The 25,701-nt window shown below is 57.3% G+C and carries 22 protein-coding genes and 1 tRNA gene; 12 read left to right on the top strand and 11 right to left on the bottom strand.

The genetic code is table 11. The annotated features are described in order from the left end of the window. Nucleotides 1–195 precede the first annotated feature (195 nt). The 3 genes from OXE05_07645 (at nucleotide 196) to OXE05_07635 (ending at nucleotide 3,508) form a co-directional block, all read left to right on the top strand. Entirely contained in the window at nucleotides 196–1,227 is a 1,032-nt protein-coding gene (locus tag OXE05_07645) for a D-cysteine desulfhydrase family protein (protein ID MCY4437191.1), read from the top strand. A gap of 28 nt (nucleotides 1,228–1,255) precedes the next feature. Continuing rightward, on the top strand, nucleotides 1,256–1,834 hold the full coding sequence (locus OXE05_07640) for an RDD family protein (protein ID MCY4437190.1): 579 nt from the start codon (nucleotides 1,256–1,258) through the stop codon (nucleotides 1,832–1,834). An 87-nt stretch (nucleotides 1,835–1,921) separates the two neighbouring features. Then, nucleotides 1,922–3,508 (top strand): D-aminoacylase, encoded by a 1,587-nt coding sequence (locus OXE05_07635; GenBank protein MCY4437189.1) that lies wholly within the window; start codon nucleotides 1,922–1,924, stop codon nucleotides 3,506–3,508. An 18-nt stretch (nucleotides 3,509–3,526) separates the two neighbouring features. Here the strand turns inward: OXE05_07635 and OXE05_07630 are convergent, their stop codons facing one another. From OXE05_07630 to OXE05_07610, 5 genes are all read right to left on the bottom strand, one after another. Then, nucleotides 3,527–4,249, bottom strand: a complete 723-nt coding sequence (locus OXE05_07630) for a metallophosphoesterase family protein (protein MCY4437188.1) — start codon at nucleotides 4,247–4,249, stop codon at nucleotides 3,527–3,529. 276 nt (nucleotides 4,250–4,525) lie between these two features. Next, nucleotides 4,526–4,924 carry a DUF503 domain-containing protein gene (locus OXE05_07625; protein ID MCY4437187.1) on the bottom strand — a complete coding sequence of 133 codons (399 nt, stop codon included), beginning with the start codon at nucleotides 4,922–4,924 and terminating at the stop codon, nucleotides 4,526–4,528. After that, nucleotides 4,892–4,965: transfer RNA gene (locus OXE05_07620), tRNA-Pro, on the bottom strand. Before OXE05_07620 ends, OXE05_07625 begins: the two co-directional genes overlap by 33 nt. A gap of 59 nt (nucleotides 4,966–5,024) precedes the next feature. Then, nucleotides 5,025–5,297 carry a hypothetical protein gene (locus OXE05_07615; protein ID MCY4437186.1) on the bottom strand — a complete coding sequence of 91 codons (273 nt, stop codon included), beginning with the start codon at nucleotides 5,295–5,297 and terminating at the stop codon, nucleotides 5,025–5,027. A 267-nt stretch (nucleotides 5,298–5,564) separates the two neighbouring features. Beyond that, nucleotides 5,565–6,965, bottom strand: a complete 1,401-nt coding sequence (locus OXE05_07610; GenBank protein ID MCY4437185.1) for an extracellular solute-binding protein — start codon at nucleotides 6,963–6,965, stop codon at nucleotides 5,565–5,567. A 360-nt stretch (nucleotides 6,966–7,325) separates the two neighbouring features. Between OXE05_07610 and OXE05_07605 the strand changes: the two genes are divergently transcribed. Beyond that, nucleotides 7,326–9,305 (top strand): glycoside hydrolase family 15 protein, encoded by a 1,980-nt coding sequence (locus OXE05_07605; protein ID MCY4437184.1) that lies wholly within the window; start codon nucleotides 7,326–7,328, stop codon nucleotides 9,303–9,305. A gap of 42 nt (nucleotides 9,306–9,347) precedes the next feature. Here the strand turns inward: OXE05_07605 and OXE05_07600 are convergent, their stop codons facing one another. The 5 genes from OXE05_07600 to ppdK form a co-directional block, all read right to left on the bottom strand. Beyond that, on the bottom strand, nucleotides 9,348–11,336 hold the full coding sequence (locus OXE05_07600; GenBank protein MCY4437183.1) for an immune inhibitor A: 1,989 nt from the start codon (nucleotides 11,334–11,336) through the stop codon (nucleotides 9,348–9,350). A 25-nt stretch (nucleotides 11,337–11,361) separates the two neighbouring features. After that, nucleotides 11,362–12,240, bottom strand: coding sequence for a tyrosine-type recombinase/integrase (locus OXE05_07595; protein MCY4437182.1), 879 nt, complete (start codon nucleotides 12,238–12,240; stop codon nucleotides 11,362–11,364). Between the two features lie 211 nt (nucleotides 12,241–12,451). Further along, a complete protein-coding gene (locus OXE05_07590; GenBank protein ID MCY4437181.1) occupies nucleotides 12,452–13,123 on the bottom strand; it encodes a protein-L-isoaspartate(D-aspartate) O-methyltransferase in 672 nt (223 codons plus the stop codon). A gap of 2 nt (nucleotides 13,124–13,125) precedes the next feature. Continuing rightward, the gene (locus OXE05_07585; GenBank protein MCY4437180.1) at nucleotides 13,126–13,683 is read right to left on the bottom strand and encodes an O-methyltransferase; all 558 of its coding nucleotides are present in this window, start codon (nucleotides 13,681–13,683) and stop codon (nucleotides 13,126–13,128) included. A 52-nt stretch (nucleotides 13,684–13,735) separates the two neighbouring features. Further along, the gene (ppdK, locus tag OXE05_07580; protein ID MCY4437179.1) at nucleotides 13,736–16,429 is read right to left on the bottom strand and encodes a pyruvate, phosphate dikinase; all 2,694 of its coding nucleotides are present in this window, start codon (nucleotides 16,427–16,429) and stop codon (nucleotides 13,736–13,738) included. Between the two features lie 494 nt (nucleotides 16,430–16,923). Here ppdK and lspA point away from each other — a divergent pair, with 494 nt between their 5' ends. The 3 genes from lspA (at nucleotide 16,924) to OXE05_07565 (ending at nucleotide 19,418) form a co-directional block, all read left to right on the top strand. After that, the gene (gene lspA / locus OXE05_07575) at nucleotides 16,924–17,433 is read left to right on the top strand and encodes a signal peptidase II (protein MCY4437178.1); all 510 of its coding nucleotides are present in this window, start codon (nucleotides 16,924–16,926) and stop codon (nucleotides 17,431–17,433) included. Nucleotides 17,434–17,458: 25 nt separating this feature from the next. Next, the gene (locus OXE05_07570; protein MCY4437177.1) at nucleotides 17,459–18,400 is read left to right on the top strand and encodes an RluA family pseudouridine synthase; all 942 of its coding nucleotides are present in this window, start codon (nucleotides 17,459–17,461) and stop codon (nucleotides 18,398–18,400) included. Nucleotides 18,401–18,464: 64 nt separating this feature from the next. After that, nucleotides 18,465–19,418, top strand: a complete 954-nt coding sequence (locus OXE05_07565) for a ketoacyl-ACP synthase III (protein MCY4437176.1) — start codon at nucleotides 18,465–18,467, stop codon at nucleotides 19,416–19,418. A gap of 92 nt (nucleotides 19,419–19,510) precedes the next feature. Here the strand turns inward: OXE05_07565 and OXE05_07560 are convergent, their stop codons facing one another. Next, the gene (locus tag OXE05_07560; GenBank protein MCY4437175.1) at nucleotides 19,511–20,068 is read right to left on the bottom strand and encodes a dTDP-4-dehydrorhamnose 3,5-epimerase family protein; all 558 of its coding nucleotides are present in this window, start codon (nucleotides 20,066–20,068) and stop codon (nucleotides 19,511–19,513) included. Nucleotides 20,069–20,360: 292 nt separating this feature from the next. On the opposite strand from OXE05_07560, the gene OXE05_07555 reads away from it, so the two are divergent. From OXE05_07555 to OXE05_07535, 5 genes are all read left to right on the top strand, one after another. Then, a complete protein-coding gene (locus OXE05_07555) occupies nucleotides 20,361–21,959 on the top strand; it encodes a sulfatase-like hydrolase/transferase (GenBank protein ID MCY4437174.1) in 1,599 nt (532 codons plus the stop codon). A 383-nt stretch (nucleotides 21,960–22,342) separates the two neighbouring features. Further along, nucleotides 22,343–22,801: a 30S ribosomal protein S12 gene (rpsL, locus tag OXE05_07550; GenBank protein ID MCY4437173.1), complete on the top strand. Its 459-nt coding sequence runs from the start codon at nucleotides 22,343–22,345 to the stop codon at nucleotides 22,799–22,801. A 105-nt stretch (nucleotides 22,802–22,906) separates the two neighbouring features. Further along, nucleotides 22,907–23,377 (top strand): 30S ribosomal protein S7, encoded by a 471-nt coding sequence (rpsG, locus tag OXE05_07545; protein ID MCY4437172.1) that lies wholly within the window; start codon nucleotides 22,907–22,909, stop codon nucleotides 23,375–23,377. A gap of 74 nt (nucleotides 23,378–23,451) precedes the next feature. After that, on the top strand, nucleotides 23,452–25,524 hold the full coding sequence (fusA, locus tag OXE05_07540; protein ID MCY4437171.1) for an elongation factor G: 2,073 nt from the start codon (nucleotides 23,452–23,454) through the stop codon (nucleotides 25,522–25,524). A gap of 37 nt (nucleotides 25,525–25,561) precedes the next feature. After that, on the top strand, nucleotides 25,562–25,701 hold a 140-nt coding region (locus OXE05_07535; GenBank protein MCY4437170.1), incomplete at its 3' end, for a GTP-binding protein.

Genomic DNA, 25,701 nt, shown 5'->3' with positions numbered 1-25,701 from the left:
ACGTTAAGCTAACTCCTACGTCCGGTCTGACAGGTGAATACCGGTGTTTCGCTCCTCTAATTGCGCGTTGAACGCGAGGCGTCCCAAGACAGGGTGCGGTTTTGTCACTACAAGCCGCGATAGCAAAAATTCAGCCAACGACGTATCATTGGGACAGAACACACCTTACGCTAGATTGTGGAAACTCTAGGAGCTATGCAACGCACTTCATTCACCGAAGCCGACCTGCGCCAAGCAATCGACCAACTGCCCCGTGTGCATTTGGGGGTGCTCCCCACGCCCTTGGAAGAAGCCGCGCGCCTCTCTGACAGCCTTGGCGGGCCGCCAATCTTCTTCAAGCGCGACGACCTCACCGGGCTCGCTCTTGGCGGCAACAAGACCCGCCATCTTGAGTTCATCTTGGGTGAGGCGCTGCAGCAGGGAGCAGACACCATCATCACAGGTGCTTCGATTCAATCGAATTTCTGCCGCCAGACTGCCGCGGCCTGCGCCAAGCTTGGCCTGCGTTGCATCCTCTACCTGAATGGCGAAGAGCCAAACGCGCCTCAGGGCAACCTCCTGCTCGATCACCTGACAGGAGCGGACGTACGCCTTGTGCAGGTGAGGCAACTTCCCGACCTCATTGCGCTCTGCGAGCAGGCGGCTCTTGAAGAGCGCCAGGCGGGCCGAAAACCAATCGTCGTAGACCTCTGGCGCGGTATTGCCAGTTTGGGATCAGTCTCGTATGTCGATTGCGCGCTTGAGCTGAAGGATCAATTGGAAGAGCTTGGCTTACTGCGAGTCTCAATCTATCTTTCCTCTGCCACTGCCACACAAGGAGGTCTGGTGCTGGCGGCGCAAGCCCTTGGCCTCGATTGGCGGATCGTGGGCATTAGCCCCATTCGCACGGATCTCATACCAGCAGAGGTCGTAGCAAACCTGGCAAACGAAGCCGCCCAGCGCCTCAAGCTCGAACTGCATGTTTCTGCAGCCGACATCGAGAATCAAGAAGAGCACATTGGCCCGGGCTATGCCTTGCCCACAGAGGAGTCTCGAGAGGCTCTTGAGCTGGTAGCCGGTACGGAGGGCATCATCTTGGATCCCGTATATACTGCCAAGGCCATGGCCGGTCTCATCGACCATATCCGGGCCGGGGCGCTCGATCCGTCGCGGCCGGTCATCTTTCTGCACACCGGCGGCACGCCCGCGCTCTTTGCCTTTAACCACTGGTTTGCAGACCCGCAATAAGTCCCCTTGCATGTGAAAGGCAGCGCCTGTGTCAACACCACTCGGAGAGACTGTCACCGGCAAGAAGATTGCCGGCCTGCCCTTAGCGCCGGTAGAAAAGCGAATCAAGGCGGCGCTGTGGGATATGCTATTCTTCACCTTCGGTCTAGCTGCCGCAGCTATGCTGGCAGTGACAGCCGTGATCACGGGCGTTCTCATTCTCGGTGTGTCCGTTGGTGAAGTTACCGAGGATACCGTCTATCCCGACGCGGCAATCATCGTCCCCTTCGGTCTGGCGATCCTCATTATCGTGTTAGCGCCGTTTATCTACTTCATTCAAGTGCCTGCCGAGTATAGCGGCACTGCCGGCATGCGCCTGGTGGGCGTCCGCGCCGTCACCATCACCGGTGAATCGATGAATTGGCGGCAGGCAGCCACACGCGCGCTCGCCATGATCGCGTCAATCGCGGCGCTCTGCGCAGGGTGCTTTTGGATGTTTAAGGAGCCCAACCGCCGCACGTGGCACGACCTCGCTGCCGGGACCTTTGTGATCGAGGAAGTGTACATCCCAAAACGGCTAAACCTTGACCCCTGGGACCCGATTAAAGAAGAAGACGATTCATTCTAATTCCTGCGGTGACTTCGAATTCCGCCCAACTGTCGGGGAATCCTGATTGGCAATTCGCATGTTGCGATGTTCACAGAGGAGAATGGCATGTACGACGTAGTCTTTGAAGGTTGCACGGTCGTTGACGGCAGCGGCGGACGCGGCTTCGTGGCGGATGTGGCCGTCCAGGACGGCAAAATAGCGGCAATCGGTGCGCTGGCGCACGTAGAAGCCCAACGGAAAGTCTGTGGAGCAGGGAAGGTTCTAGCCCCGGGTTTCATTGACATCCACACCCATTCGGATCTGCCCTTGCTCGTCAATCCCCGCGCGGAGAGCAAGGTGAGACAGGGCGTGACGACTGAGGTCATTGGCAATTGTGGGTTGGGCCCGGCGCCGCTCACCCCTGATACCAGAGATGAGATTCGTGAAACCAGCACGTTTCTCGCCAAGGGCAGCGCTGAGCTTGGCTGGGACTGGCTGCGCTTTGGCGAATACCTGGACACCATTGAGAAGAACAGTGTCGCCCTGAACGTCGTGCCCCTCGTCGGTCACACGCCTCTGCGCATGGCGGCAATGGGTATGGATCGCCGTCCTGCCGAGCCTGGAGAGATCGCGCAACAGCAGCAGCTTCTGCGCGAATCGCTGGACGACGGCGCCTTCGGCATGTCCAGCGGCCTCATCTACCCACCCAGCTCGTATTCAGACACGGAAGAGCTCGTGAGCCTCGCCAACGTCGCGCATGAATATGGCGCATTGTATTTCAGCCACATTCGCGGCGAAGGCGATACGTTGCTGCGCGCCGTAGCGGAAGCCATCGAGATTGGCGAACGCGCCGATGTGTCTGTAGAAATCGCCCACCACAAAGCTACCGGCAGGAACAACTGGGGCAAAGTGCGCGATGCAACCCTGCAGAGCGAGCGCGCCCAAGACCGCAACGTAAACGTCAACTACGACGTCTATCCCTACACAGCCGGTAGCGGCGGGTTGGACCAGGTAGTGCCCAATTGGGCGAAAGAAGGCGGCACCGGAGCAATGCTGGCCCGCCTCAACGATCCGAACACCTATGCCCAGTTACGCGCAGAGGCCGACGCGGATGGTCGCGAATGGGATAGCTTCTACCTGGTTTGGATTGATACTGAGGCCTTCAAGCAATACGAGGGGCAGGACTTCGCCGCCATTGGACAGAGCCTCAAGCTACATCCGCTGGACGCCGCGTTCCATCTCATCATGGAGAGCCGGAACAAAGCCTCTATGTTGGCATTCTCGATGAGCGAAGACGACGTGGAATATATGCTCGCCCATCCCCTCGGCATGGTTGGCTCGGATGGCTCGAGCCTCGCCCCGTATGGCCCCCTCAGTCAGGGCGTGCCGCACCCCCGCAATTACGGCACCTTTCCGCGGGTTCTCCAAGTCTATGTGCGCGAGCGCAACGTGCTTACGCTGGAACAAGCTGTCCGCAAGATGTCGGGCGCGCCGGCGGAGAAGTTGGGACTCGCGGACAGGGGATTTGTTCACAGCGGCCTGGATGCGGACCTCGTGCTCTTCGATCCTGATTCCGTGACTGAGAATGCTACATTTGGCGACCCGCACCAGTACCCGAGCGGCATAGACCTGGTGATGGTAAACGGCGTTGTGGTGGTGGACAACGGTGAGCACACCGGCACATTGCCCGGCAAGGTGCTCCGCAAGAATTAGACCCGCCGCTCAATTCCCTTATATCCCAAACTCCAGTCGCTCTATCAATGGCACCGGCAAGTTGGCGATGCGCATTTTCTGCTGGGTTACTGCCACGTCATAGGGCACGCGCTGCATCTGCAATTCGCGTCTGATGGAATCATAGACCATGAATGCGGCGTGGGGATTGTAGTCACGGGGTTGACCGACGCTTCCCGGATTTACGATCATCCGCGTCCAGCCGTCTAGGGGCAGCGGTTCGTCATGCTTCAACTCTATTCTGATGACATCAGGCGACGAAGATTGGCCGGCCGCAATGAAGGCGCACGGCACATGGGTATGGCCCACCAAGCAGTAGGTTGCAGTAAAGTGTGGGAAACTCCTCTGGGCCTCTTCCGCGCGAAAGAGATACTCTACGGTAGGTGCGCGGGGACTGCCGTGGACGAGGAGGAAGTCTCCCTCCATCGCAGACTCGGGCAAGTCCAACAGGAATTGCCGCGCACCCGCGCTTAGCTGAGTTGCCGTCCATCGCGCCGCTATCGCAGCTTGAGGGTTGAAGCCCGCAGCGGACTGTTTGCAACTGGCCACCCAATCGTGATTTCCGGCCACGACCGCGTGGTCAAAGCTGCGGACAATTTCGACGCACTCATTTGGGTTCGGGCCATAGCCGACCAGGTCGCCCAAACACCAAATCCGATCGAACGGCATCGCCGCCGCAATCACGGCGTTGAGCGACTCCAGGTTTGCGTGAACGTCCGCAATGATGAGACAGCGCGAAGCAATTTTCTCCTGCTCTAAAATGTGTCGACCGCAAACCGGTCAAAGTCGGCATCGCGTTAAATGGCGTTGCGACACGCCCTGCGAAGTGCTGTAGCCATTTCAGTCGATCCCACGTACTCGGGAATCCATCCATTCTTCCTAGAGTGCACGGCCATGTCCGTGCAAGGGGCAGTCTTTAGTCCCTCAAGTCCCGTGCTCCCGCCAAGCCGATTTAGTATGACGATAGAGTCCGGATTAGACGACACTCTGCAGTCGCCTCTAGGAAAAGGGTATGAACTCGATTTCGCGGTCGATGATGTCCATCTCCAGCGCCAAGCCCAATATGTGATTCGTCACTTTGTCAATTATAGAGTTCGCATGGCGCGTATCGGTGCTCACGCAGGTTATGCCGATTACACACGATCCCCAAACGTCCTGATCCGCGACTTCGGCAACGGCCACGTTAAAGCGCGCCCGAGTGCGGTCGACAATGGACCGTACGACACGGCGTTTCTCCTTGAGGGAGTCGCTCGCGTAGAGCTGAAAGGTGAGTTGACAGGCGCCAATAATCATGCGGAAGAGCAGAGTCCCCACGGCACTCGCGTGCGGGAAGTAAATTGGAATATCGATTATAGATGACGAAGGTCGGGGTGCCCGGATTTGAACCGGGGGCCTCATGGACCCAAACCATGCGCGCTACCAGGCTGCGCCACACCCCGAAGGAACTCCCAGACACTTGATGAAGAGGACTAGAGAGGACCGCGCCTCGTGGGCCGCTCTAAGCGAATTGGCCTGTGAACATCGCTAGTAGGAAGCCCAGGATCGCCACCACTAGCGCGGACGCAATCGCTACGTACGCGCCCACGAACAGCCGCAAACGCAACTCTAGTTCTCGTAGTTCAACTTTGGTCGCCACGTCAGCAACGTCGGCCTTGGTCGCCAACGCACCGTAGCCCTCGCTGCCAACGTCTATCAGCGCCTGCGCTTGGCGCTCCGTGAAACCCGCCGCCGTAGGCGCCTGAAACGCCCGGTGGGTATCGAACACTGCCATAGTCCGTTCCCTTCACGCCTCATTGTACGCAGGCGAAAAGCTGTCGGTCAACCACGGGCTGAACGCTCATGGCGGAGTCTAGCACTACCTGCGCAACATGCTCGGCTCACACTGAGACTCACCGCAAAAGCGATGTACTGCTATTGCAATGCTGAGACACTTGGCTATGCGCGCCAAGAGATTGAATCCCACGGGCACGAACGACAAAGAAGAAGAGGCACGGACGTGTTGTCCGCGCCTCTCCGCCCCAATTCTAAGGTATTAGCCCTAGCCGCTCATTGCCGAGTCTAGTTCGGCTTGCTGGGTCTCTGCGAGCGTCTTCATTGCTTCTTCAGCAGTAATATTCTCTTCAATGATCTGTACGGACGCATCGAGGAACGCGCGCCGGTAGTCGCTGGCCGTCGCGATTGGCGGCCAGTAGGTCTCACCATACTGAGCCAGTGACAGGAAGACATCGAGATACGGCGTCATGCGGTTGTCCGCGCCGATCTTGGCGATGAGGCCTTCCTTGAACTCGCCTAATTGGGCGATCACGCACGGACCATTCAAGGTCTCATAGCCCATCTTGCCGGAGTTGTCGATGAACATCCACTTGTCAAATGCCCATGCTTCATCCGGATGTGCGGCATTGACCGGAATGGCATACATCCAGCCCTGCACCGAATTGAAGCGAATGCCTTCCTCAGCGCCCTCGATCGTGGGCGGCAGGCCGATGCCGTACGGCAGGCCCTCGGCGTTCGTATCGATGCGATTCTGCGCCCAGAACCCGGAGGAGAAGTAGGCAAGTGTGCTGAGGTACCAGCCAAACGCGGCGTTGCCGTAGCCGCCTGCTTCACCGTAGAACTCATCGACGGCCGTTTTGCCACCCTGCTTCTTGGTCAGGCTGACAAGCCAGTTGAGGGACTCAATGATGGCCGGATCGTCCGGGGTCACTTTGCCGGTATCGTAATCGTAGAACTCCCCACCAAAGAGGAAGCCAAGCCGCTCACGACTGAAGCTACGATAATTCCAGCCCATATGGGTAATCTTGCTGCCATCGTGCTGGTGGAGCTTGAGCGAGATTTCCTCAGTGTTCTCGAAGTCGGTAAGCGGGACTTCCGGATCTTCACCAAACTGGACGTACATGTCCTTATTCCAGAAGTAGACGATCCAGTCCGCGCCGCCCGGCACTGCATAAAGCTGGCCGTTGAGGGAGCTATCGTCCCACATGGCCTTGGTGAACTCTTCACGAGTGTGACCCGCCGCCTTCATATATTCATCCAGCGGACGAATGAGCTCGTTAAACATAAATGGCCCCTGGAAAACCCAATTCGTATAGTGGGTGTCCGGCGGGGTGCCTGCAGCAATAGACGCGATCAGTTTTTGCTCGATATCGCTTACAAACTGCCAGTCCAGCGCGATGCCCGTATCGGCCTCAAAAGCCGGCCCGTAGGCGCCCATAATGGTGGAATACGGCTCGCCCCACGCTGCGTTCCAAGCCACAACCGTGACCTGTTCCTTCTCCATCTCTTCAGCAGCCTTGGGCTCTTCTTTCGGAGCTTCTTCCATCTTCTCCTCGGCTGCCGGCGTTGCAGCGGCGCCGCATGCCGCGAGCACTATCGCGGCAGTACCGCCCCCGGCCATAGCGAGAAAGCTACGACGTGTTACGTCAACATCTAGTCTTGGCATTTGGCTCTCTCCTTATCGAGATGCAATGCTCCTGAAACCACTCACTACCTGAAGCGGGCCCATACAAGAAGCTCGCTTAGCTGGCGACAGATTATCACTTGTAATGCTATCTGTCAACTTGAATTGCCGGTACCAAGATGCTCCACCTTGATTGCAGATTCCGCCCTGGTAGCGGGGCCCTTTCTAAGCCACGCCGGTGGTCCCTTCGTCACCGGCCCGGAATTGAGTTGTGACTGCCAACGAAGTGGCGCCGATGCGCAAACTATTGCATGCCACACCCTTGCCACATGAGGCTCCTCACCGCGCGCGCGGCTGCTATGATATAACAATGCCACGGATATCGAGCCTGGAGGAAAGACTGTGCCGCGTGCGCTAACTATCGGCAATGGCAGCATGCTCATCAATTTCGATGAGCACTACCGTATTCGCGATCTCTACTATCCGAACGTTGGCGCCGACAATCACTTGTCAGCTCGGCCCTCACGCATTGGCGTATGGGTAGACGATCAGTTCTCCTGGCTCGGCGACGCCGGCTGGGAAGTCTCCCCTGGCTATGCTGAGTACTCCCTGGTGACCCAAGCACGGGCAGTCCACCCACTTCTCAATATCGACATTCGCTTCACGGATTGTCTGGACTTTGTGCGCAACCTGTTTCTCCGGAAGCTCCACGTCAGAAACACCTCTGACGTTGCCCGAGACATTCGGATCTACTTTCACTATGAGTGGGGTCTCGGGGGAGGTGATGTGGGAGACACGGTATTCTACCATCCTCCCACCCAGGCCTTGATCGCATACAAGGGCGAACGGTTCTTTCTGATGAACGTCATGACCGGAGACAAAGCCGGGCTCAGCGATTGGGCGACAGGCGTCTACTCTGCCGAAGGCGCTCAAGGTTCGTGGCAAGACGCTGAAGACGGCTGGCTCTCGCAGAACGCGGTATCTCGCGGCGACGTCGACTGCGTGGGCATGCTGTCCCTAGGCGAAATGTCCCCCGGTGAGGCCCGCAACGGCTACCATTGGGTGGCCGCCAACTCAAGTCTGGGCGCAGTGCTGGCAGACAATAGACTGGTTCGCTTTCGAACGCCGGATAGCTTCATCGACCGCACCCAGGAGTACTGGTCGTTTTGGGTGCGCAAGCACCGCACGCCGCAGCCGGATATCCCGCAGGACATTTGGGACCTTTACCATCGGAGCCTGCTGACCCTGCGCACACAGGTGGACAATACCGGCGCTATCATTGCGGGAAACGATCCTGATATCGCCCGTGAAACCGGAGATACGTATAGTTACCTCTTCCCACGAGTCGGTGCGCTTGCCGCAGTAGCATTGGATCGTGCAGGGTACACGGATCTCACGCGCCAATTCTATACCTTCTGCCGCCAACTTCCCTCGCCAGATGGGTTTCTCTTCTCGAAGTACACCCCGTTTGGCGCGGTTGGCAGCCTCAACCACCCCTGGGTGGATCCCGATGGCAAAGAGACCCTTCCTGTGGCGGCTGACAATACGGCGATCCTGCTCTGGGCGCTCGGCGAGCACTTTGGTCTCGACCGCGACTTCGATTTCGTGCGATCAGTCTACACCGACCTCGTACAACCGGCGCTTGACTTCCTTCTGAGCCATCGCAATCCAGATAACGGACTGCCGCTGCCTTCGTTCGATCTGTGGGAAGAGACCTACGGCATGCACGCGTACACACTGGCAGCCACCTGGGCCGGCCTGCGCGCGGCCTGTACGTTCACCGCCGCCTTCGGACAACCGGAACTCACATGCGCCGCGCAGGAAGCTGCGACCCAGATTCGACGCCATTTTGACTCCTTGTTCTACGATAAGGAGACCGGACGCTACGTCACTCGCCTCCGCATCTTTGGAACGCGGGAGCCGATACCGGATTCTACAATTGATGCGAGCGTCGCCGGTCTCTTCCTATTCGGTATGATTTCGCCCGACGATGAGCGCATGCAGCGTACCATGGCAACCGTGCGCCAGCAGCTTTGGTGCCACACGGAGGTTGGCGGCCTTGCGCGATCTGAGAACGATCGTTTCCTACAAGTCAGCACGGACATTGGCAACGTGCCGGGCAATCCCTGGGCAGTTACCACGATGTGGCTCTGCCGCTGGCATATCGCCCGCGCCCAGTGCCTGGATGACTTGAAGCCCGCGGAAGAACTCCTCAGGTGGGCGCATCGCCATGCTCTGTCAACGGGTATGCTTGCCGAACAATTCCACCCGTATACGCATGCTCCAATTTCTGTAAACCCATACACATGGAGTCACGCCGAGTTCTTGCTGGCAGTGCAAGCGTACATCCAGCGAGGCAAAGAGTTTGCAGACCGCGCGTAGGCGGCTGCGCGAGAAGGTCCTACCGCGATGTGGGGAAGAGAGTTACTCGCTAGCGACCGGCGCGAGGCGAATGTTGAAGTGAGCGACCTCAGTTGTGATGGGCGTGGCCCCGCTCACGATAAGGACAGCGCTTTGCAGATCTTGGCCGAAGCTATCAAGGAAGAATGAGATGTCTCTTTCCTCTTGACCTTGCAGCATAACGCGCTCGACTGTCGGGAAGCCGTCCACGTAGCGTACGAGTTGCACAATGTAGTACTGCGGCAGGACCCCGTCGGTACGAAAGAAACCTCTCGCCTCCCAATCGCCATCCGTCTCGGCATCGTCGCCAAACTCGATACCGCTAATCGAGAAATCGTCTACCAGAATGCCCACACTGTTGATCGCATCATCCGTCACATACTCGAAGCGCAAGAGAATCTGCTTACCAGCGTAGTCAGCAAGGCTGACTTCCTCTTCGATCCAGCGCGCGATGTCCCCACCACCGCTCTTTCCCGTGAATCCGTGGCCGAGATTGTTGCCATTTGGGTTCTCAGTCGTTGTGCTCGTGCCGGGCAGAGTCGTCCACGTCACGCCGCCATCGCTCGAAGCTGCGACGTAGGCATAGTCAAAGTCTGATTCGATGTCGTACCACGTGCTAAAGCGAAGAATCGCAGAATCGGCATCCCGTAGATCTACCTCTCGCGTGAGAGATGTGGCTGCCATGTCAGAACGATTGCCCCACCAAACGTGCGTACCGCTGGGAGCGGAAGTTGGGAAGAGCCGAACCTGCGACGCGCCTAAGAAGTCCAGCGTATAGTTGCCCTGCGGCATGCGAAGATCGATATACTGGACGCCAAACTGCTTTACCGATAAGTTCTCTTCGAAGGTCTGCCGGCGTACTATCTCTTGGGGACGCATGCGGGGCAGGCGCACGTCGTAGTAGTAGGCGCCATTGTCAGGTCGTTCGTCATCTATGTAGTTCGCCGCAGTCCAGTCCGCGAACACGTCGTAGAAGTCCACGGCGTATCCTTCTGTTGCCAGATAGGCGTCGATTGTAGCCTGGCCGCGCGCGGGCAGAGCAATGAGGGTTTTTAGCTCCCGATAGCCGCCATAGTGTTGCGCAAAGTAATCCATGAAGAGGTATGCCGCTGCGTAGTGGGGCAAGGCTCCTCGTGGATCATCGCTCCAATGCGTAAGCTGCACGTCTGAGTCTCTTGCATACCAGGACGCAATATCACCCAGGCTATAGCCGCACAATTCCGACGCAACCATGGCAGCACCTTCGTTGAGCCAGGTCTCCTGGGTTGGATTCTTGTTCCAATGCACCATGTGTTGGAATTCATGACAAAGTGTGGACAGGTAGAATTCGGTTCCAGGACCGTACTCGACTCTATCCACATTTATGTAAAACATCTCTCGTTCGTTGCTGAACGGATTCACTTCGCTCGGAAACTCGTCGGCTGAAGAATAGTAGCCGCCCACGCCGGGTATGCGGGCATTGAGAATAGTAATTCTCGGATCATTGTCTACGCCCGGGCTCCATTCCTCTCCGTAATACCTGCGTATCCTCGGATAGATGGTGTCCTCAAACTCGCGAATCGTCTTGTCGATTCCGGACTGTGGCAGGTCCAACCCTACTTCTACATACATGTAGAGGTGCTCTGATTTCCCGCGCAGTTCGGCCTCGATCTGGTAATAAGTACTGTTTTCATCGTCCGCAACCCAAAACCTCTGCACGGTACCCAAAGCATAGTTGGGCCGCTCGGCATTCACCACTCGGTCGACATTGTCGGATATGCCTTTATAGCGCTTGCCAAGGTCGAATAGGTCTCGTTGGGGCTTTTCCGTCGCAAGGAGACGTTGGAGTGTCTGCTCGGCCTGTGGGGATGAATCCTGCGGCCCGAAGGAATCTGCAGGACGCTCCTCGCCGGCTGGGAGTTTGGTCTCAGGCAGCAGCTCCCCAAGGTCCGGTGCGACCTGGGAACATGACGTTATGACGAAGATTGTGACAGCGAGAAGGGAGAACAACAAGCCTACCGGAAGGCGGCTCATCCAAGCCTGCAGCAGTCCGTGAGACCTAAGTTTTCTCATCGGAATCAGGCTTTGAATCCGGGCGCGTCCCGGCAAGTTGGGCGTATCGCTGCGTCGTGCTGATGCTGGTATGACCAAGCATCGAGCGGACATGCTGCAGAGGCACGCTGCCCTCAATTGCATGGGCAGCAAACGTATGGCGCAGGGTCTGCGGGGTGACCTCTGGTAAGCGAGCAGCGCGAGCATACCCCTTCAATATGAGCCAAAAGCCCTGACGCGTGAGCCGTTGACCGCGATGATTGAGAAAAAGCGCCTCGCCAGAACGCGATGTCTGCAACTGCGGCCGGCTCTCTGCGAGGTAATGCCCTATCGCAGCCAAGCACGCCTCGTCTATAGGAACAACTGACTGCTTATTGCGTGCGCGCAGCACGAGACGTTGACTTTCATCAACTACGTCGCCTATATCTATTCCAAGCGCCTCAGTGATGCGTATGCCGGTACTGTACAGCAACCGCAGAATGCTCTGATCGCGGAGGGCTTCCGGCGTGGACTTTTCTTCAGCAGCGGCGAAGAGCGCCCGTACTTGAGCGTGTGTGAGAACTGTTGGCACCATGCGCTCCACGTGGGTGCTGCCAAGATCCTTCGTCGGATCTTCCGTTACGATGCCCTGCTCGCCAAGGTAGCGGTAAAAGGAACGCACCGCGGCAACCTTCCGGGCACGCGTGGATGCGCTGTAGCCTCGGTCCAAGAGGTCCCGTGCAAATGCCCCAATGCTGTTGGGGTCTACTTCCCAATTGCTCACGCCCTGTGCGCGAAGAAATTTAGTCAATTGATTCAAGTCGTTCTTATAAGCCGCCTGAGTATTGGCTGACAATTCTCGCTGTTGAGTTATGTAGATTAGAAAATTAGAGACCGATTCTTCCATCACTTTCCTCAAATCAGACCGAGTTGAAACATGGCAAACCCCCAACTGCGCTACTAAGAGCGCGGCACAGCCGCAGCTATCCTGCGCCGGTTCGCCAACCAATATCTGGACGTACTGCGCTCGCCGAATACAGAGCGCTGCCAGAGTACCGAAGCACCACCTCTTCGGAGAGTACGCTAAGCCGCATTATACATGCGACCAAAGCTATGGGCTACCCCACATCCTCAGGCCAGCCGTGCTCGCCCACCAACGGAACGAAGCGTACAGCGCCAAGATCACGCCGCTTAACATCGTCTCCCTGATTCTCCAACAGCAGAAGCGTCTGCTTTTCGCGATCACCGACCGGAATTACACACCTCCCGCCTTGGGTGAGTTGATTGAGTAACGGTTCTGGGGCGCTTGGAGCTGCCGCGGACACGATTATGGCATCATACGGCGCACTATCCGGCCATCCCATCGTGCCGTCCGCGACGAAAATGTCACAGTTGTCGCAACCCAGGTCACAGAGGCGCCGCTCTGCAACGAGCGCAAGCTCCGCAAATCGTTCGACAGAGACCACGCTGCGAGCCAAACAGCAAAGGATCGCAGTTTGGTATCCGGAACCGGTGCCGATTTCGAGCACATGCTCCTTACCCGTCAGCGAAAGCGCTTCAGTCATAAGGGCAACCACGTAGGGTTGCGATATTGTCTGCCCTTCGCCAATGGGCAGTGGGGTATCCTGATAGGCATCATGGCGCAGGCAGTCGTCTACGAAGTCCTCGCGTGGAATTTGCCCAATCGCATTGAGGATACGGGTATCCCGAATCCCTTTCCTGCGCAGTGAGGAGGCCAAACGGACCCGCTGCAGTGTGGAAGAGTCTGCCGCACTTTCCCGCCCATCCACGATTAACCCTTCTTGTACGTCACCTCTTCTCCCGTCCCTATGGGCACCAGCACACTCACGCAGTTCGGATGGTTCCGCACCTTGCTAAAGTACTCTTCCAGATATTCACCATGAGAGACTGCGTTATCGGCCACAATGACGCCTCCCGGGGAGAGTCGGGGGTAGATCAGATCAAAGTAGGCCGCATAGTCTTCTTTGGCCGCATCGAGAAAGACAAGATCATACGGCCCTGCGAGAGATGCCAAAGTCTGCTTGCCGTCACCCTGTATCACGGTGATTACATCCGCCAAGCCTGCCTTGGCAAAGTTTGCCTCAGCCACGGCTATTTTCTCGGATTCGAGTTCTAGCGTAGTGATGCGGGCGCCAACTTCACGCGCGGCCAGCCCAATCCAGATAGTGGAATACCCGTGAAACATGCCGATTTCCAGGATGCGCTTGGGTTTTGCCACTTGAACCAGCACGTGGAGAAACCTGCCCGTATCAGGGGGTACGCTGATACGCACTTGGCCCCACTCTTCCGGCCGATCTGCTAGTGCCTGCAGTATGTCGGCGTCTGCCATCGTCTCCACGGCGTCCTCCTCGTGCATGTCACGTTATGTCTCATTCGGCCATTTACTTGTCTGCAGGTGTCTGATTCTCAAGCGTTACTTGCGCCGCGGCAATGCGGGCCACCGGGACACGGTAAGGTGAACACGACACGTAGTCTAGACCGACGCCATGGCAGAAATAGATGGAACTGGGATCGCCGCCATGCTCCCCGCAGATGCCTACTTCAAGGCCTGGACGCGACTTTCTCCCTTCTGCCACCGCAATCGAAACCAGCCGGCCCACGCCATCCCGGTCGAGTACTTGGAAAGGATTCTCCGGCAGGATTGCGTTCTCCACATAGTTCAGCAGAAACTTCCCTTCCGCATCATCGCGGGAATAACCATAGGTAGTTTGGGTCAGGTCATTGGTACCGAAACTAAAGAACTCCGCATGTTCCGCAATCTCGGAGGCCGTCAATGCAGCACGCGGCACCTCGATCATGGTGCCGAATTTGTATGCCACACTGTCGCCCTGCTCCTGTTCGACCTTTTGCACAATGCGCTCAAGGTCCCGCTGCAGCACGCCGAGTTCATTCGCGTGGCTGACAAGCGGAATCATGATCTCCGGGTGGGGATCGCCGCCCTCTTGCTTGATCGCAAGCGCCGCTTCCAGGATCGCGCGTACCTGCATTTCGTAGATTTCGGGATACTCAAGACCCAGCCGGCACCCGCGCAAGCCAAGCATGGGGTTAGCCTCACGCAGCGACGCGACGTTTTCCAAGAGCGCCTGCCGCTCCTTAAGCCGTTGGGGATCCTGAGCCGTCGCGCGCAATGTGGCCACTTCCTCCAGCAATTCCGCGTAGTCGGGCAAGAATTCATGGAGGGGCGGGTCGAGCAGGCGAATGACAACCGGCAGACCATCCATGGCACGCAAGATGCCCTCGAAGTCACCGCGCTGAATGGGCAACAGCTTGTCCAAAGCGGCTTGGCGCTCACTTGAACTGCTTGCCAAGATCATCCGCTGCACGACGGGTAACCGCTCTTCCTCAAAGAACATGTGCTCCGTGCGGCACAACCCGATGCCTTGCGCGCCGTAGGTGCGTGCCAGCGCGGCGTCGCGGGGGTAATCTGCATTGGCCCACACTTCCAGACGTCGAATCGCATCCGCCCAACGCAGCAACTCGCTCATTTCCGGCGTGATTTCGGGTTGAATCAAGGAAACTTCTCCCAGAATGACTTCGCCGGTGCTGCCGTTGAGCGAAATGGAGTCCCGTTTCTTGATGGTCACATCACCCGCAGTAAAGCACTCGTTTTCCATGTCGATCCGAATTTCATCGCAGCCAGCAACGCAGGGCTTGCCCAAGCCACGGGCAACTACGGCCGCATGGCTAGTAGCGCCGCCGCGCGCCGTCAAGATTCCTTGTGAAGCAATCATGCCGTGCACGTCATCGGGACTCGTCTCAGGACGCACCAAGATCACGCTGTGCCCTTGCCGGGCTACGGATTCCGCCTCATCGGGGTCAAAAAACGCCATTCCAACCGCGGCCCCCGGCGAGGCATTGAGACCCTTGGCAATCACGCTTACTTCGGCATTGGGATCGATCCGCGGGTGGAGCAGGTGGTCGATCTGTTCCGGTTCCACCCGGGCGATTGCCTCTTCCTTTGTAATAAGCCCCTCATTGAACATATCTACCGCAATTCTTACGGCCGCACTCGCGGTACGCTTGCCTGTGCGAGTCTGGAGCATGTAGAGCGTGCCGCGCTCGACGGTGAACTCCATGTCCTGCATTTCGCGATAGTGATTCTCGAGTCGCCGGGCGATCTCCGAGAACTCGTCGTATATGTCCGGCCAAACTTCTTGCAGCTTGGCAATCGGCAGCGGCGTTCGCACACCGGCGACCACATCCTCGCCCTGGGCATCCTCCAGAAACTCGCCAAAGAGCGCCGGATCGCCGGTAGAAGGATTGCGCGTAAAGGCCACACCGGTGCCCGAATCACTCCCCATGTTGCCAAAGACCATAGCCTGAACGTTCACGGCCGTGCCGAGGGAGTGGGGTATCCGATGAAAATTCCGATAGTCTATAGCGCGCCGGTTATTCCATGAAGCGAAGACAGCCTCGATCGCGCCATGCAACTGGCCCAGTGGATCGCTGGGAAAAGCCTTTGCGGTCTCGCTCTCTACAATGTCCTTGAATCGCCGCACTGCATCTTGCAGGTGAGCGACCGTAAGGTCTACGTCTTGCTCAATGCCAGCTTCGTGCTTTATGGCCTCTAATGCGTGCTCAAAGCGATCTTTATCAACTTCAAGGACGACGTTGCCGTACATTTGCACAAAGCGTCGGTAGGAGTCCCACGCAAAGCGCTCGTTCTGAGTCTGCGCAATCACGCCTTGCAACGTGTCGTCATTCAGACCCAAATTGAGAATCGTATCCATCATGCCGGGCATGCTGAATTTCGCCCCGGAGCGGACGGAGACCAGCAAGGGGTTCTCTACGTCACCAAGCCGCTTGCCGGTCTTTTCTTCCAAGTCCTGGAGCGCTTCCAACGCCTGGTCCCACATGCCAATTGGGAATTGCTCACCCGACTCGTAGAACGCGTTGCAGGCTTCCGTAGTAACGACAAATCCTGGAGGCACCGGGAGGCCGGCGCGCATCATCTCGGCGCAATTTGCGCCCTTGCCGCCCAGCAGGTCACGCATAGACGCGTCACCGTCTTCAAATCGGTACACCCATTTATGCTGTGTGTCCACGTCCTTCGCTGCGACTGCCTCTTTTGCCATACTCGCGCATACCTCCAAATTGTGGTAACCGGATGGTGTACCCAAAATACTTAGTGCAAATCTACGGTGAAACCCACGGGCATTATAGCATGCCTACGACCACGCCCCGCGTGCAATGAACTAAGGCGGAAGGCCACGGCACCCCGACCAAACCCGCGCGGCTTCGTCCTTTACTTCCTGACTCTACAACGTGAAATTGTACGGAAGTATCACTGTTTGGGTACCCTAACGAACGCCCCTTGCTTTGCCTTCAGATGAGCTGCAAGAGGACACCAGCTTGCTTGCCGACAGAGATTGGTTGCACAAAAGAATCCGTCACGCTGGCAACTCCCATGTGTCGCCCCATCCTCACTCAAGGTTGATGCTGTCACGCAATTCTGGGGCATGGTACGATTGAAGCGTCAGGGAACAATTCGGCTAGATCGATTCTGGGCTTTGGGGCCGGACGTTTAGCAGGGACCCTTGCAGAATTTCTACTAAGAACGGAACTGACCGTGAGTGAATTTGTCCTGAGAGTCAAAAGCAAGCAATTAATCTGGCCGCTGCTCCTCGCAGCATCAATCATCATTAGCGACCAGATAACCAAGGCCTTCATCGTTGAATGGTTGAAACCGCAAGGCACCGTGTCGATCATCGGCGATCTGCTACGGCTAACATATGTCACGAATTCCGGCGTTGCCTTCGGCATGCTCACGGGAATGCCCTATGTCCTGACTGTCCCCATCGTAATTCTCATTGGGGTCATTGCCTTCTATTTGGTCAAGACTTTGGGCCAATCTTTCCTGCTCACGTTGGCGCTTTCCCTGGAGCTTGGCGGCGCTCTTGGGAACTTGATCGACCGTATTCGCTTAGGCTATGTGGTCGATTTTGTAAAACTGCCCTACTGGCCCGCCTTTAACGTTGCCGACAGTTGCGTAGTCATCGGCGCCATTGGACTTGCGTTTGTCCTCCTGTGGCAAGACCGGCAGCCACGTAGCGAAGAGCCGGATTCATCGCTCTCTTGATTCGTCAGAAGGTGTTCACCAAGCGATGCCGACGTTACTCTTGACGCCGACGTGTGGTGATGAGGGCAAGCGCCTCGACGTCTACATTGCCGCTGCTGAACCCGAACTCAGCCGCTCGCAAGTGAAGCGGCTGATTGAAGCAAACCGCGTGGGCATCGCCGGGCAAGCAGTCGGCCCTTCTACAAAGGTGCATGCCGGCAGCGTAATCCAGGTTGAGTTGCCTGAAGCCTGCGAGCCGGTTCTCAGCGCCGAACCGCTCACGGTGCCAATTTTGCACTGTGACGCGGACATAGTCGTAGTCAACAAACCGGCGGGACTGGTCGTACATCCTGGCGCCGGGCAATCTAAACACACGCTCGTCAATCAACTCATCGGCCGCTTCCCGGAACTCTTAAGTGTCGGCAACAATCTTCGTCCAGGCATCGTGCATCGACTGGACAAAGATACTTCCGGCGTAATGGTAGTTGCCCGCAGTCCTGACGCCTATGCAGGTCTCGTGGCGCAGTTCACCGCAAGATCAATCGACAAAACGTATGTCGCATTAGTGGAGGGCACTCCCGCTGTCGAGCGGGGTGTCATCAATGCGCCGGTAGGACGTCATCCAACCCGGCGGACAGCCATGGGCGTTATACGGGATGGCAAGACTGCCACCACCCACTTCACCGTGGTTGAGTCATTGGGTCCGCGTTCGCTCCTCGAAATAGTCCCTGCTACCGGGCGCACCCACCAAATTCGCGTGCACCTGTCAGCCGCAGGGATCCCTGTTGCGGGAGACCCTAAGTATGGGCATAGGTCTACGTTGCCCGGTTTGCGCCGTACTTTCTTGCACGCGCGAACGCTGGGATTTGCGCATCCGGCAACAGGTGCGCGGGTGCAATTTGAGGCGCCGCTGGCGAGCGAATTAACTGACGTTCTGCGGCAACTCGGCAGCGCCTGGATCGAGCAGGAATTGGTTGACCCTACGTAGCAAAGACCCTACGATAAGAAGTCGCTAAGCAGAAAATCACAGTCTCGCTCAAGACTATCCAATTATGTACGCACACATTACAGGCTGGGGCAAGGCGCTGCCGAAACGGCGTCTCACCAACGCAGACATTGAAAAAATGGTGGAAACGGCGGACGAGTGGATCGTTAGCCGCACGGGCATTAGCGAGCGGCGCATAGTTTCTGCCGGTGAAACTACCGACTCGCTGGGCGCCGAGGCCGCCCACGAAGCGCTTGCACGGGCGAACGTCACTGCCGCCGACGTAGATATAGTAATCGCCGCGAGCTGCACGCCTGAGTCTCTCTTTCCCAGTATCGCCAACCGCGTTCAGGAGCGACTAGGGCTTAATCGTGCCGCCGCGCTTGATCTCAATCAGGCGTGTGCGGGGTTCATCCATGGGCTCGCCGTTGCGCAGGGGTTTGTTGCCTCAGGCCAGTACCGCACTATCCTCGTTATCGGCTCGGAAGTCCTCACTCGCCACGTGGACTGGACAGATCGCACAACCTGCGTGCTCTTTGGCGATGCCGCCGGCGCTGTCGTAGTGCAGGCGTCAAATGAACCCGGAGGGCCCCTGGCTTTCGATTTAGGCTCTAACGGCGCGGGGGGTGATCTTCTTACGCTGCCGACTGACGGAAAGCTATCCATGAATGGACGAGAAGTGTACCGCTTCGCCGTAACCGCGATGACTACGTCACTGGCTACCGCCGTTGAGAAAGCCGATTTGACGCTAGACCAGATCGATCTCCTGATTCCCCACCAAGCCAATATCCGTATCATTCAATCCGCCGCCCAAACGCTCGGACTACCAATGAGAAGGGTGTTCACCAACGTAGCAAAGTACGGCAATACGTCAGCCGCATCGATTCCGGTAGCGCTCTGCGAAGCCATTGAAGAGGGGCGCATCAAACTCGGTGACACCATCGCCATGGTCGCATTCGGCGCGGGCCTCGCGTGGGGCGCGACCGTCCTGCGCTGGACCAGCCCGGTCAAGGGGACCTAGGAGATTTCCAAATCGAATTCGAAGGCCGCAATTCTGCCACCGGCACTTTGCTCAATTGAGAGTCCCTACCACCGAGCAGAGCAGCCAAAAGGCTACCCGGGTTGTATCTCCCAAAAGTCCTCTCCCAACGCGTCATAGGGCAAGCGGCGCTCGTCCGGGTCTTTGGCATCGAACTGCTGATTCACGAAATAGAAGAGAAAGACGTCGTCAGTTCCGAGGTTGGCTGCTCCGTGCGCCACGCCGCGGGGAATGTAGAGGAGTTGACTGCGACCCCTCCCGAGGACGAACCGCATCGTGTTGCCGGAAGTTGCAGAACCCTCGCGCACATCCCACAATCCAACCAACAACGCCTGGGATGGGGGCACAAACCATAGGTCTTCTTGATTGAAGTGCAAGTGCCATGCCTTGATTGCCCCTGCAGCCATTGAGGAACAGTTGACTTGCCGTACCTCGAAGTCTGCAAGGCCCGCTATCGCTCCGCAATCCAAACGTCCAAGTTCAGAGAACGTGCCGCCGTCTTCAGCAAACGTTGGCAACGGCAGGAATAGGACGCCGTCGATCTGAGACTTGGCGCCATACTCCTGACGAGAGACTTGCGCACGGACTCTCTCCTGAATGTCGCGCGAACTTAGCGGCGCTTTTCCTGCCATTCTTGTTTCTCTTGTAATTCGTAGTGAGTTCTATGCTTGCACGAATTTATCGGGGCGTCGCAGAAGTTGATTCCGACCTACGTACACCGGTGCGATCACCCAATTCGCTATGTCATTCCGTTTGTAGCCAAATCCGTGTGGTTGTCCGCAGGTATCGTGAATGATACGATGCCGTCCAGGCGTTTCGCAACCCTTCAATTTTGCGCCTCCCAAGCGATGAATTAGCAGCCTCGTTCCTTAGCCCACCTACCTTACACCTCAGAGGCGCCAAGTACGGAAACTGGATTGCTCAGTGTCAACCATCTCCCCGGACTACTCGGAAAACCGCCCAAACTTCCTCATAATTACAACCGATCAGCACAACCCCACCTGCCTTGGATATGCCGGCCATCCTGTTGTACGGACGCCGCACATAGACGCTCTGGCAGCAAGCGGTATGATCTTTTCCCGCGCCTACGTTTCGAATCCGCTTTGCACGCCATCGCGAGTGACGCTCTTTACCGGGCTTACGACTCGGGGACATCGCGTGCGCATGAACGGCATTCCGCTCAGCTACAACGTGCCCACCATGCCGGAAGCGCTGCGAAAGGCCGGCTATCAGACACACTACGCCGGCAAGCCCCATCTGCGCACAAGCCACACACCGGCAGGCATGCCACTGGATCAGGTAGACCCGCATGAGTTCCCAGAAGCGCGGGATATGTGGCGCTCCGGACGCATATCGAAGCTTCCCACTCCCTATTACGGCTTTGAAGAGGTTCGATTCGTAAACGGTCATGGGCATGGATCCTGGGGCGAGTACGTGAACTGGCTCGACCGTGAGCACCCGGGCCAGGCCCACCTCTTCCACGAAAGGACGACGCTCGTACCGCCAAGTCCGGCTGCAGACTACTATTCCATGTCCTATAAGTGGGCATTGCCCGCCGAACTGCATCCGATGACGTGGACATGTGAACGCACGATTGAGTACCTCAATCGCTACGGGCAGGCAAAGCAAGCGCAAACGCTGTCACATGACCGATCGCCCAAGCCATTCTTGCTCTGGTGTTCGATTGCCGATCCCCATGTGCCGCTGGCGCCGCCGGAGCCCTACTGCTATCGCTACAGTCCAGAAATGGTACCGCCACCTAAACGGCGCGTCGGCGAGTTTGAAGACCTGCCGCCGCACATCGCCCGCATCTACGCACGGCCCACGAAAGGCAGCGACATTGACCCGCATCGCAATGAATGTGCGGCCCATTACTACGGTCTCATCGAGATGATCGACGACAACGTGGGTGCAGTCCTAAGCGCACTGAGAGAGAACGGACTGGACCAGGACACGGTTGTCGTATTTGCCGCGGACCACGGAGAGGCGCTGGGTGACCATGGCATGTGGGGCAAAGGACCCTACCATTACGACAGCGTTATTCGGGTACCGCTTATCTTAAGTTGGCCGGGGCACATTGCAGCGGGTGCAACTCACGATGGTGTGGTCAGTCTGCTCGACTTTGCCCCGACCCTGCTCGACATTGCAGGCGTCCCAATCCCAGAAGGCCCTGCGCCGCCACAGCTTGTGGGAACACCGCAGTTGCCGCCGTGGCCCGGACGGAGCTTGCTGCCAGTCGCGAAAGGCGCAGATAGCGGCTCGGCTAGCGGTGCTCTCGTCGAGGACGACCAAGATGATCTCGGCTTTCGTTTACGGACGCTCGTCACCGATCGCTACCGGCTAACGGCATATTCAGGACAGACTTACGGCGAGCTCTTCGATTTGCAGGAAGACCCGGACGAAGTCCACAACCTTTGGGACGACCCAAGGCATGCCGGGGTGCGAGACGAGCTGCGAATCGCGCTTCTGGACAGGCTCATCTCAACCGACCACGCGCTTCTCCGCCGCATGGGAGTCTCATGACCGGTTTTGAATCAGGAGAGACCCCCATGGCTTGAGACTCGTCTCTCCAGTCCGAGGCGAGATTGCGTTGCCACTGGCGGCGCGCGGGAGCTCGAGTACTTTGGCAGATCGTGCATCTTGGATTTCCAGCTCTGAATCTGTCCAGCCACTTTCCAAATCACCAGGCCCGCACGTCGCTGGGGGAGCGGCACGTGTTAGAATGCCAGCGGACCGCAAACTCTTGAGTGGAATGCCCTGCCGGTCAGCGGGGACCGGCGCATTCCAGTCGTTGGCAGAACTGCCACTCTGTTCAGTCGCTCTGTTGACAGAGGTGGGTGCAAGTGATACACTCTATTTTTGCGTGTAATGTGGCTTAAGAACCCATGAATTGGTAGGTTCAAACCGTGCCGACAACCAATCAGCTCGTACGCAAGGGGCGAAAGACCAAAACGTTCAAAGGCAAGTCTCCGGACTTGCATTGGAACTTCAACGCTCTTAAGAATCGGTCTGTTCGCACTGATGGATCGCCACAAAAGCGCGGTGTTTGCATTTCGGTGCGTACACTGACGCCAAGGAAGCCGAATTCCGCGCTGCGTAAGGTGGCGCGCGTGCGGTTGACCAACGGCAGGGAAGTAACGGCATACATCCCAGGCGAGGGCCACAATCTGCAGGAGCATTCGGTGGTTCTTATTCGGGGCGGGCGTGTAAAGGACGTACCAGGTGTTCGCTACCACATTGTACGTGGCACTTTGGACGCTGAAGGCGTTTACACACACGCAGGTGCGCCCCAGGACCGCAATAAGAGTCGCTCCAAGTACGGGACAAGACGCTCAAGACCGGTTACGGGGGCCGGTGCCTCCTAGGCAAACTCCCGCTGAGTATGTAACGCAACGATTAAGTTTCTTGCAGCTGTTGTTGGCATCGACATCGAAGCTGACAACGCTGCTGTGCGTAAGGGGCAATTGAGAATGCCACGGCGAGAAAGAGTGACAAAGCGGAAGATTCCGCCGGACCCAAAGTTTCGCAGTGTTACGTTGCAGCAGTTTATAAATAAGCTGATGCAGTGCGGCAAGAAGAGTACGACGGAGAGGTTTGTGTATCACGCCTTCGATATCATCGAATCGCGTACCGGCCGTTCCGGTCTGGATATATTCGATCTAGCGGTGCGTAATGTTACGCCCCTGGTCGAAGTACGACCGCGCCGCGTCGGCGGAGCCACGTACCAGGTTCCGATGGAGATACCTAGCGGTCGGCGGCTCTCTTTGGCACTGCGGTGGATCGTGCGGTATTCTCGCGAGCGTCGGGGACCAAGCATGGCAATCAAGCTTGCGGAGGAACTCATCGACGCTGCCGACGGCCAGGGCGCGTCTATTCGACGCCGCGATGAAACGCATCGCATGGCAGAGGCCAACAAGGCATTCTCGCATTACCGCTGGTAAGCGTGAGATTTCCGGTGAATAAAACGATAGTTGTAGAAGAATACAACCTTAGCGAGGCACCAAGAACTTAGCGCATGGAACGTCAATTCCCAATAGAGAAATACCGTAATATCGGCATCATTGCCCACATTGACGCCGGAAAGACCACCACCACCGAGCGGGTGCTCTTCTACTCAGGGCGTATTCATCGCATGGGCGAGGTGCATGAAGGTACCACGGCCATGGACTTCATGGTGCAGGAGCGGGAACGCGGCATTACGATTACAGCCGCGGCCACGACTTCCATGTGGCGCGACCATCGCGTTAACATCATCGATACGCCTGGGCACGTCGACTTTACCGCCGAGGTAGAGCGCTCATTGCGGGTTCTTGACGGCGGTGTTGTGGTGTTTGACGCGGTATCGGGGGTTGAAGCGCAATCGGAAACTGTGTGGCGTCAGGCAGATCGCTATGGAGTGCCGCGCATCTGTTTTATAAATAAGATGGATCGCATCGGCGCCGACTTTTGGAATTGCATAGAGATGATTCGCGATCGGCTGAAAGCACAGCCGGTACCTATCCAGATTCCGATTGGCGCGGAGGATTCTTTCGTCGGGATGATCGACCTGTTTTCCATGAAAGCTGTCACGTTTTCAGACGAACTCGGGGCAAAGCCCACCATCATGGAAATTCCGGATGAACTCCTCACTGAAGCCGAGCAGCGCAGGCACGAAATGATCGAGGCGATCGCTGAGCAGGATGAGGAACTCTTACTGAAGTATCTCAACGACGAGGAGATGTCAGTCGAAGAGCTGAAGTCTGCTTTGCGCCGGGCAACGTGCCGTGTCGCGCTTGTGCCCGTTCTGTGCGGCGCCGCGCTCCGCAACAAAGGCGTGCAGCCATTGCTCGACGCCGTGGTAGATTACTTGCCGTCTCCAACTGAGGTGCCGCCAATTCAAGGCTTGGCGCCGCATTCCGGTTTGGAAGAATCGCGGCCCTCCAGCGATGACGCTCCTTTTGCGGCTTTGGCGTTCAAGGTAGTTACCGATCCATTTAGCGGGAGGCTGGTTTACCTGCGCGTTTACTCAGGCACGGCAGACGCCGGAGCGCAGATGCTCAATGCGAGCCAGGACCGTCGTGAGCGGCTTGGGCGTCTCCTCTTTATGCATGCGGACAAACGAGAAGATGTATCAGCCATCTTTGCCGGTGATATTGTGGCCGCCGTTGGACTTAAGAATACTTTTACAGGCGACACCCTCTGCCAAATAGACCATCCAATTACCTTTGAATCCATCCGCTTCCCGGATCCTGTGCTGCATATGGCAATTGAACCCAAGAGCCGCCTCGATGAAGATAAGCTTTCCACGGCGCTGCGCCGCCTTTCCGAAGAGGACCCGACGTTTCGTGCCGGACAAGATCCGCAAACCGGGGAAACTATCATTGGTGGCATGGGCGAATTGCACTTGGAAGTCATCGCAGATCGGCTGCTGCGGGAGTTCAATGTCGAGGCTTCGCTCGGCGCCCCTCAAGTGGCGTACAAAGAGACAGTTCAAAACTCTGTCGAGCAAGAAGGGCGTTTCATTAGACAGACCGGCGGCAGAGGCCAGTACGGCCACGTCTGGCTACGGATTGAGCCGCTAGAGAGCGGCGCCGGCATTCAAATTGAAAACAAGATCGTTGGCGGCACCATCCCAAAGGAATACGTCCCGGCGGTACAATCCGGCATTAGGGATAGCTTGCTAGCGGGTCCACTCGGGTATCCGGTAGTTGACGTGCGAGTCACGATATTCGATGGGTCGTTTCATCCTGTAGACTCGTCTGAGCTTGCGTTCCATAACGCCGCCGTCATGGGGATGCGCGAGGGGCTGGTAAAGGCCCGCCCCGTAACGCTCGAGCCGATTATGCAGGTGGAAGTAATGATCCCTGAGGAATTCCTCGGCGAAATTTCAGGCGCGCTCAATGCGCGGCGCGGAAGCATTGACGAAATTCAGACGCGGCTTGGAACCAAAGTCATTCAGGCCAAGGTACCGCTCGCAACGATGTTCGGTTACGTAAACAACTTGCGTTCCAGCACCCAGGGACGCGGTACGTATTCCATGCAATTCTCGCATTACCAGGAACTGGTGCAAAGTGCCCGCGAATTGGTCGCGAGAGCCGGCAGAAACTAACTCATTGTCGGAATGAAGAGAAGGAGAGAGCAAGAGGATGGCGAAGGAGCGATTTGAACGAACGAAGCCGCACGTGAATATTGGCACGATCGGCCATATCGATCATGGCAAGACCACGCTCACTGCTGCGATCACCAAGGTGCTTTCGCTGCAGGGCGGCGCCGACTTTTCCCCTTT

The sequence above is a fragment of the Chloroflexota bacterium genome (assembly GCA_026710945.1).
In the GTDB taxonomy this organism is placed as follows: Bacteria; Chloroflexota; UBA11872; order VXOZ01; family VXOZ01; genus VXOZ01.
The sequence above is the reverse complement of the archived record's forward strand: the minus strand, read 5'-3'. Positions and strand labels throughout refer to the sequence as shown.

Bases quoted from the DNA above. Each gene is read 5' to 3' on its own strand.
- OXE05_07585 (MCY4437180.1), bottom strand. From the start codon at position 13,683: ATGGCAGACGCCGACATACTGCAGGCACTAGCAGATCGGCCGGAAGAG.
- OXE05_07600 (MCY4437183.1), bottom strand. From the start codon at position 11,336: ATGAGCCGCCTTCCGGTAGGCTTGTTGTTCTCCCTTCTCGCTGTCACA.
- OXE05_07610 (MCY4437185.1), bottom strand. From the start codon at position 6,965: ATGCCAAGACTAGATGTTGACGTAACACGTCGTAGCTTTCTCGCTATG.
- rpsG (MCY4437172.1), top strand. From the start codon at position 22,907: ATGCCACGGCGAGAAAGAGTGACAAAGCGGAAGATTCCGCCGGACCCA.
- OXE05_07615 (MCY4437186.1), bottom strand. From the start codon at position 5,297: ATGGCAGTGTTCGATACCCACCGGGCGTTTCAGGCGCCTACGGCGGCG.
- OXE05_07645 (MCY4437191.1), top strand. From the start codon at position 196: ATGCAACGCACTTCATTCACCGAAGCCGACCTGCGCCAAGCAATCGAC.
- OXE05_07635 (MCY4437189.1), top strand. From the start codon at position 1,922: ATGTACGACGTAGTCTTTGAAGGTTGCACGGTCGTTGACGGCAGCGGC.
- OXE05_07625 (MCY4437187.1), bottom strand. From the start codon at position 4,924: ATGAGGCCCCCGGTTCAAATCCGGGCACCCCGACCTTCGTCATCTATA.
- fusA (MCY4437171.1), top strand. From the start codon at position 23,452: ATGGAACGTCAATTCCCAATAGAGAAATACCGTAATATCGGCATCATT.
- OXE05_07570 (MCY4437177.1), top strand. From the start codon at position 17,459: ATGCCGACGTTACTCTTGACGCCGACGTGTGGTGATGAGGGCAAGCGC.
- ppdK (MCY4437179.1), bottom strand. From the start codon at position 16,429: ATGGCAAAAGAGGCAGTCGCAGCGAAGGACGTGGACACACAGCATAAA.
- OXE05_07560 (MCY4437175.1), bottom strand. From the start codon at position 20,068: ATGGCAGGAAAAGCGCCGCTAAGTTCGCGCGACATTCAGGAGAGAGTC.
- OXE05_07595 (MCY4437182.1), bottom strand. From the start codon at position 12,240: ATGGAAGAATCGGTCTCTAATTTTCTAATCTACATAACTCAACAGCGA.
- OXE05_07565 (MCY4437176.1), top strand. From the start codon at position 18,465: ATGTACGCACACATTACAGGCTGGGGCAAGGCGCTGCCGAAACGGCGT.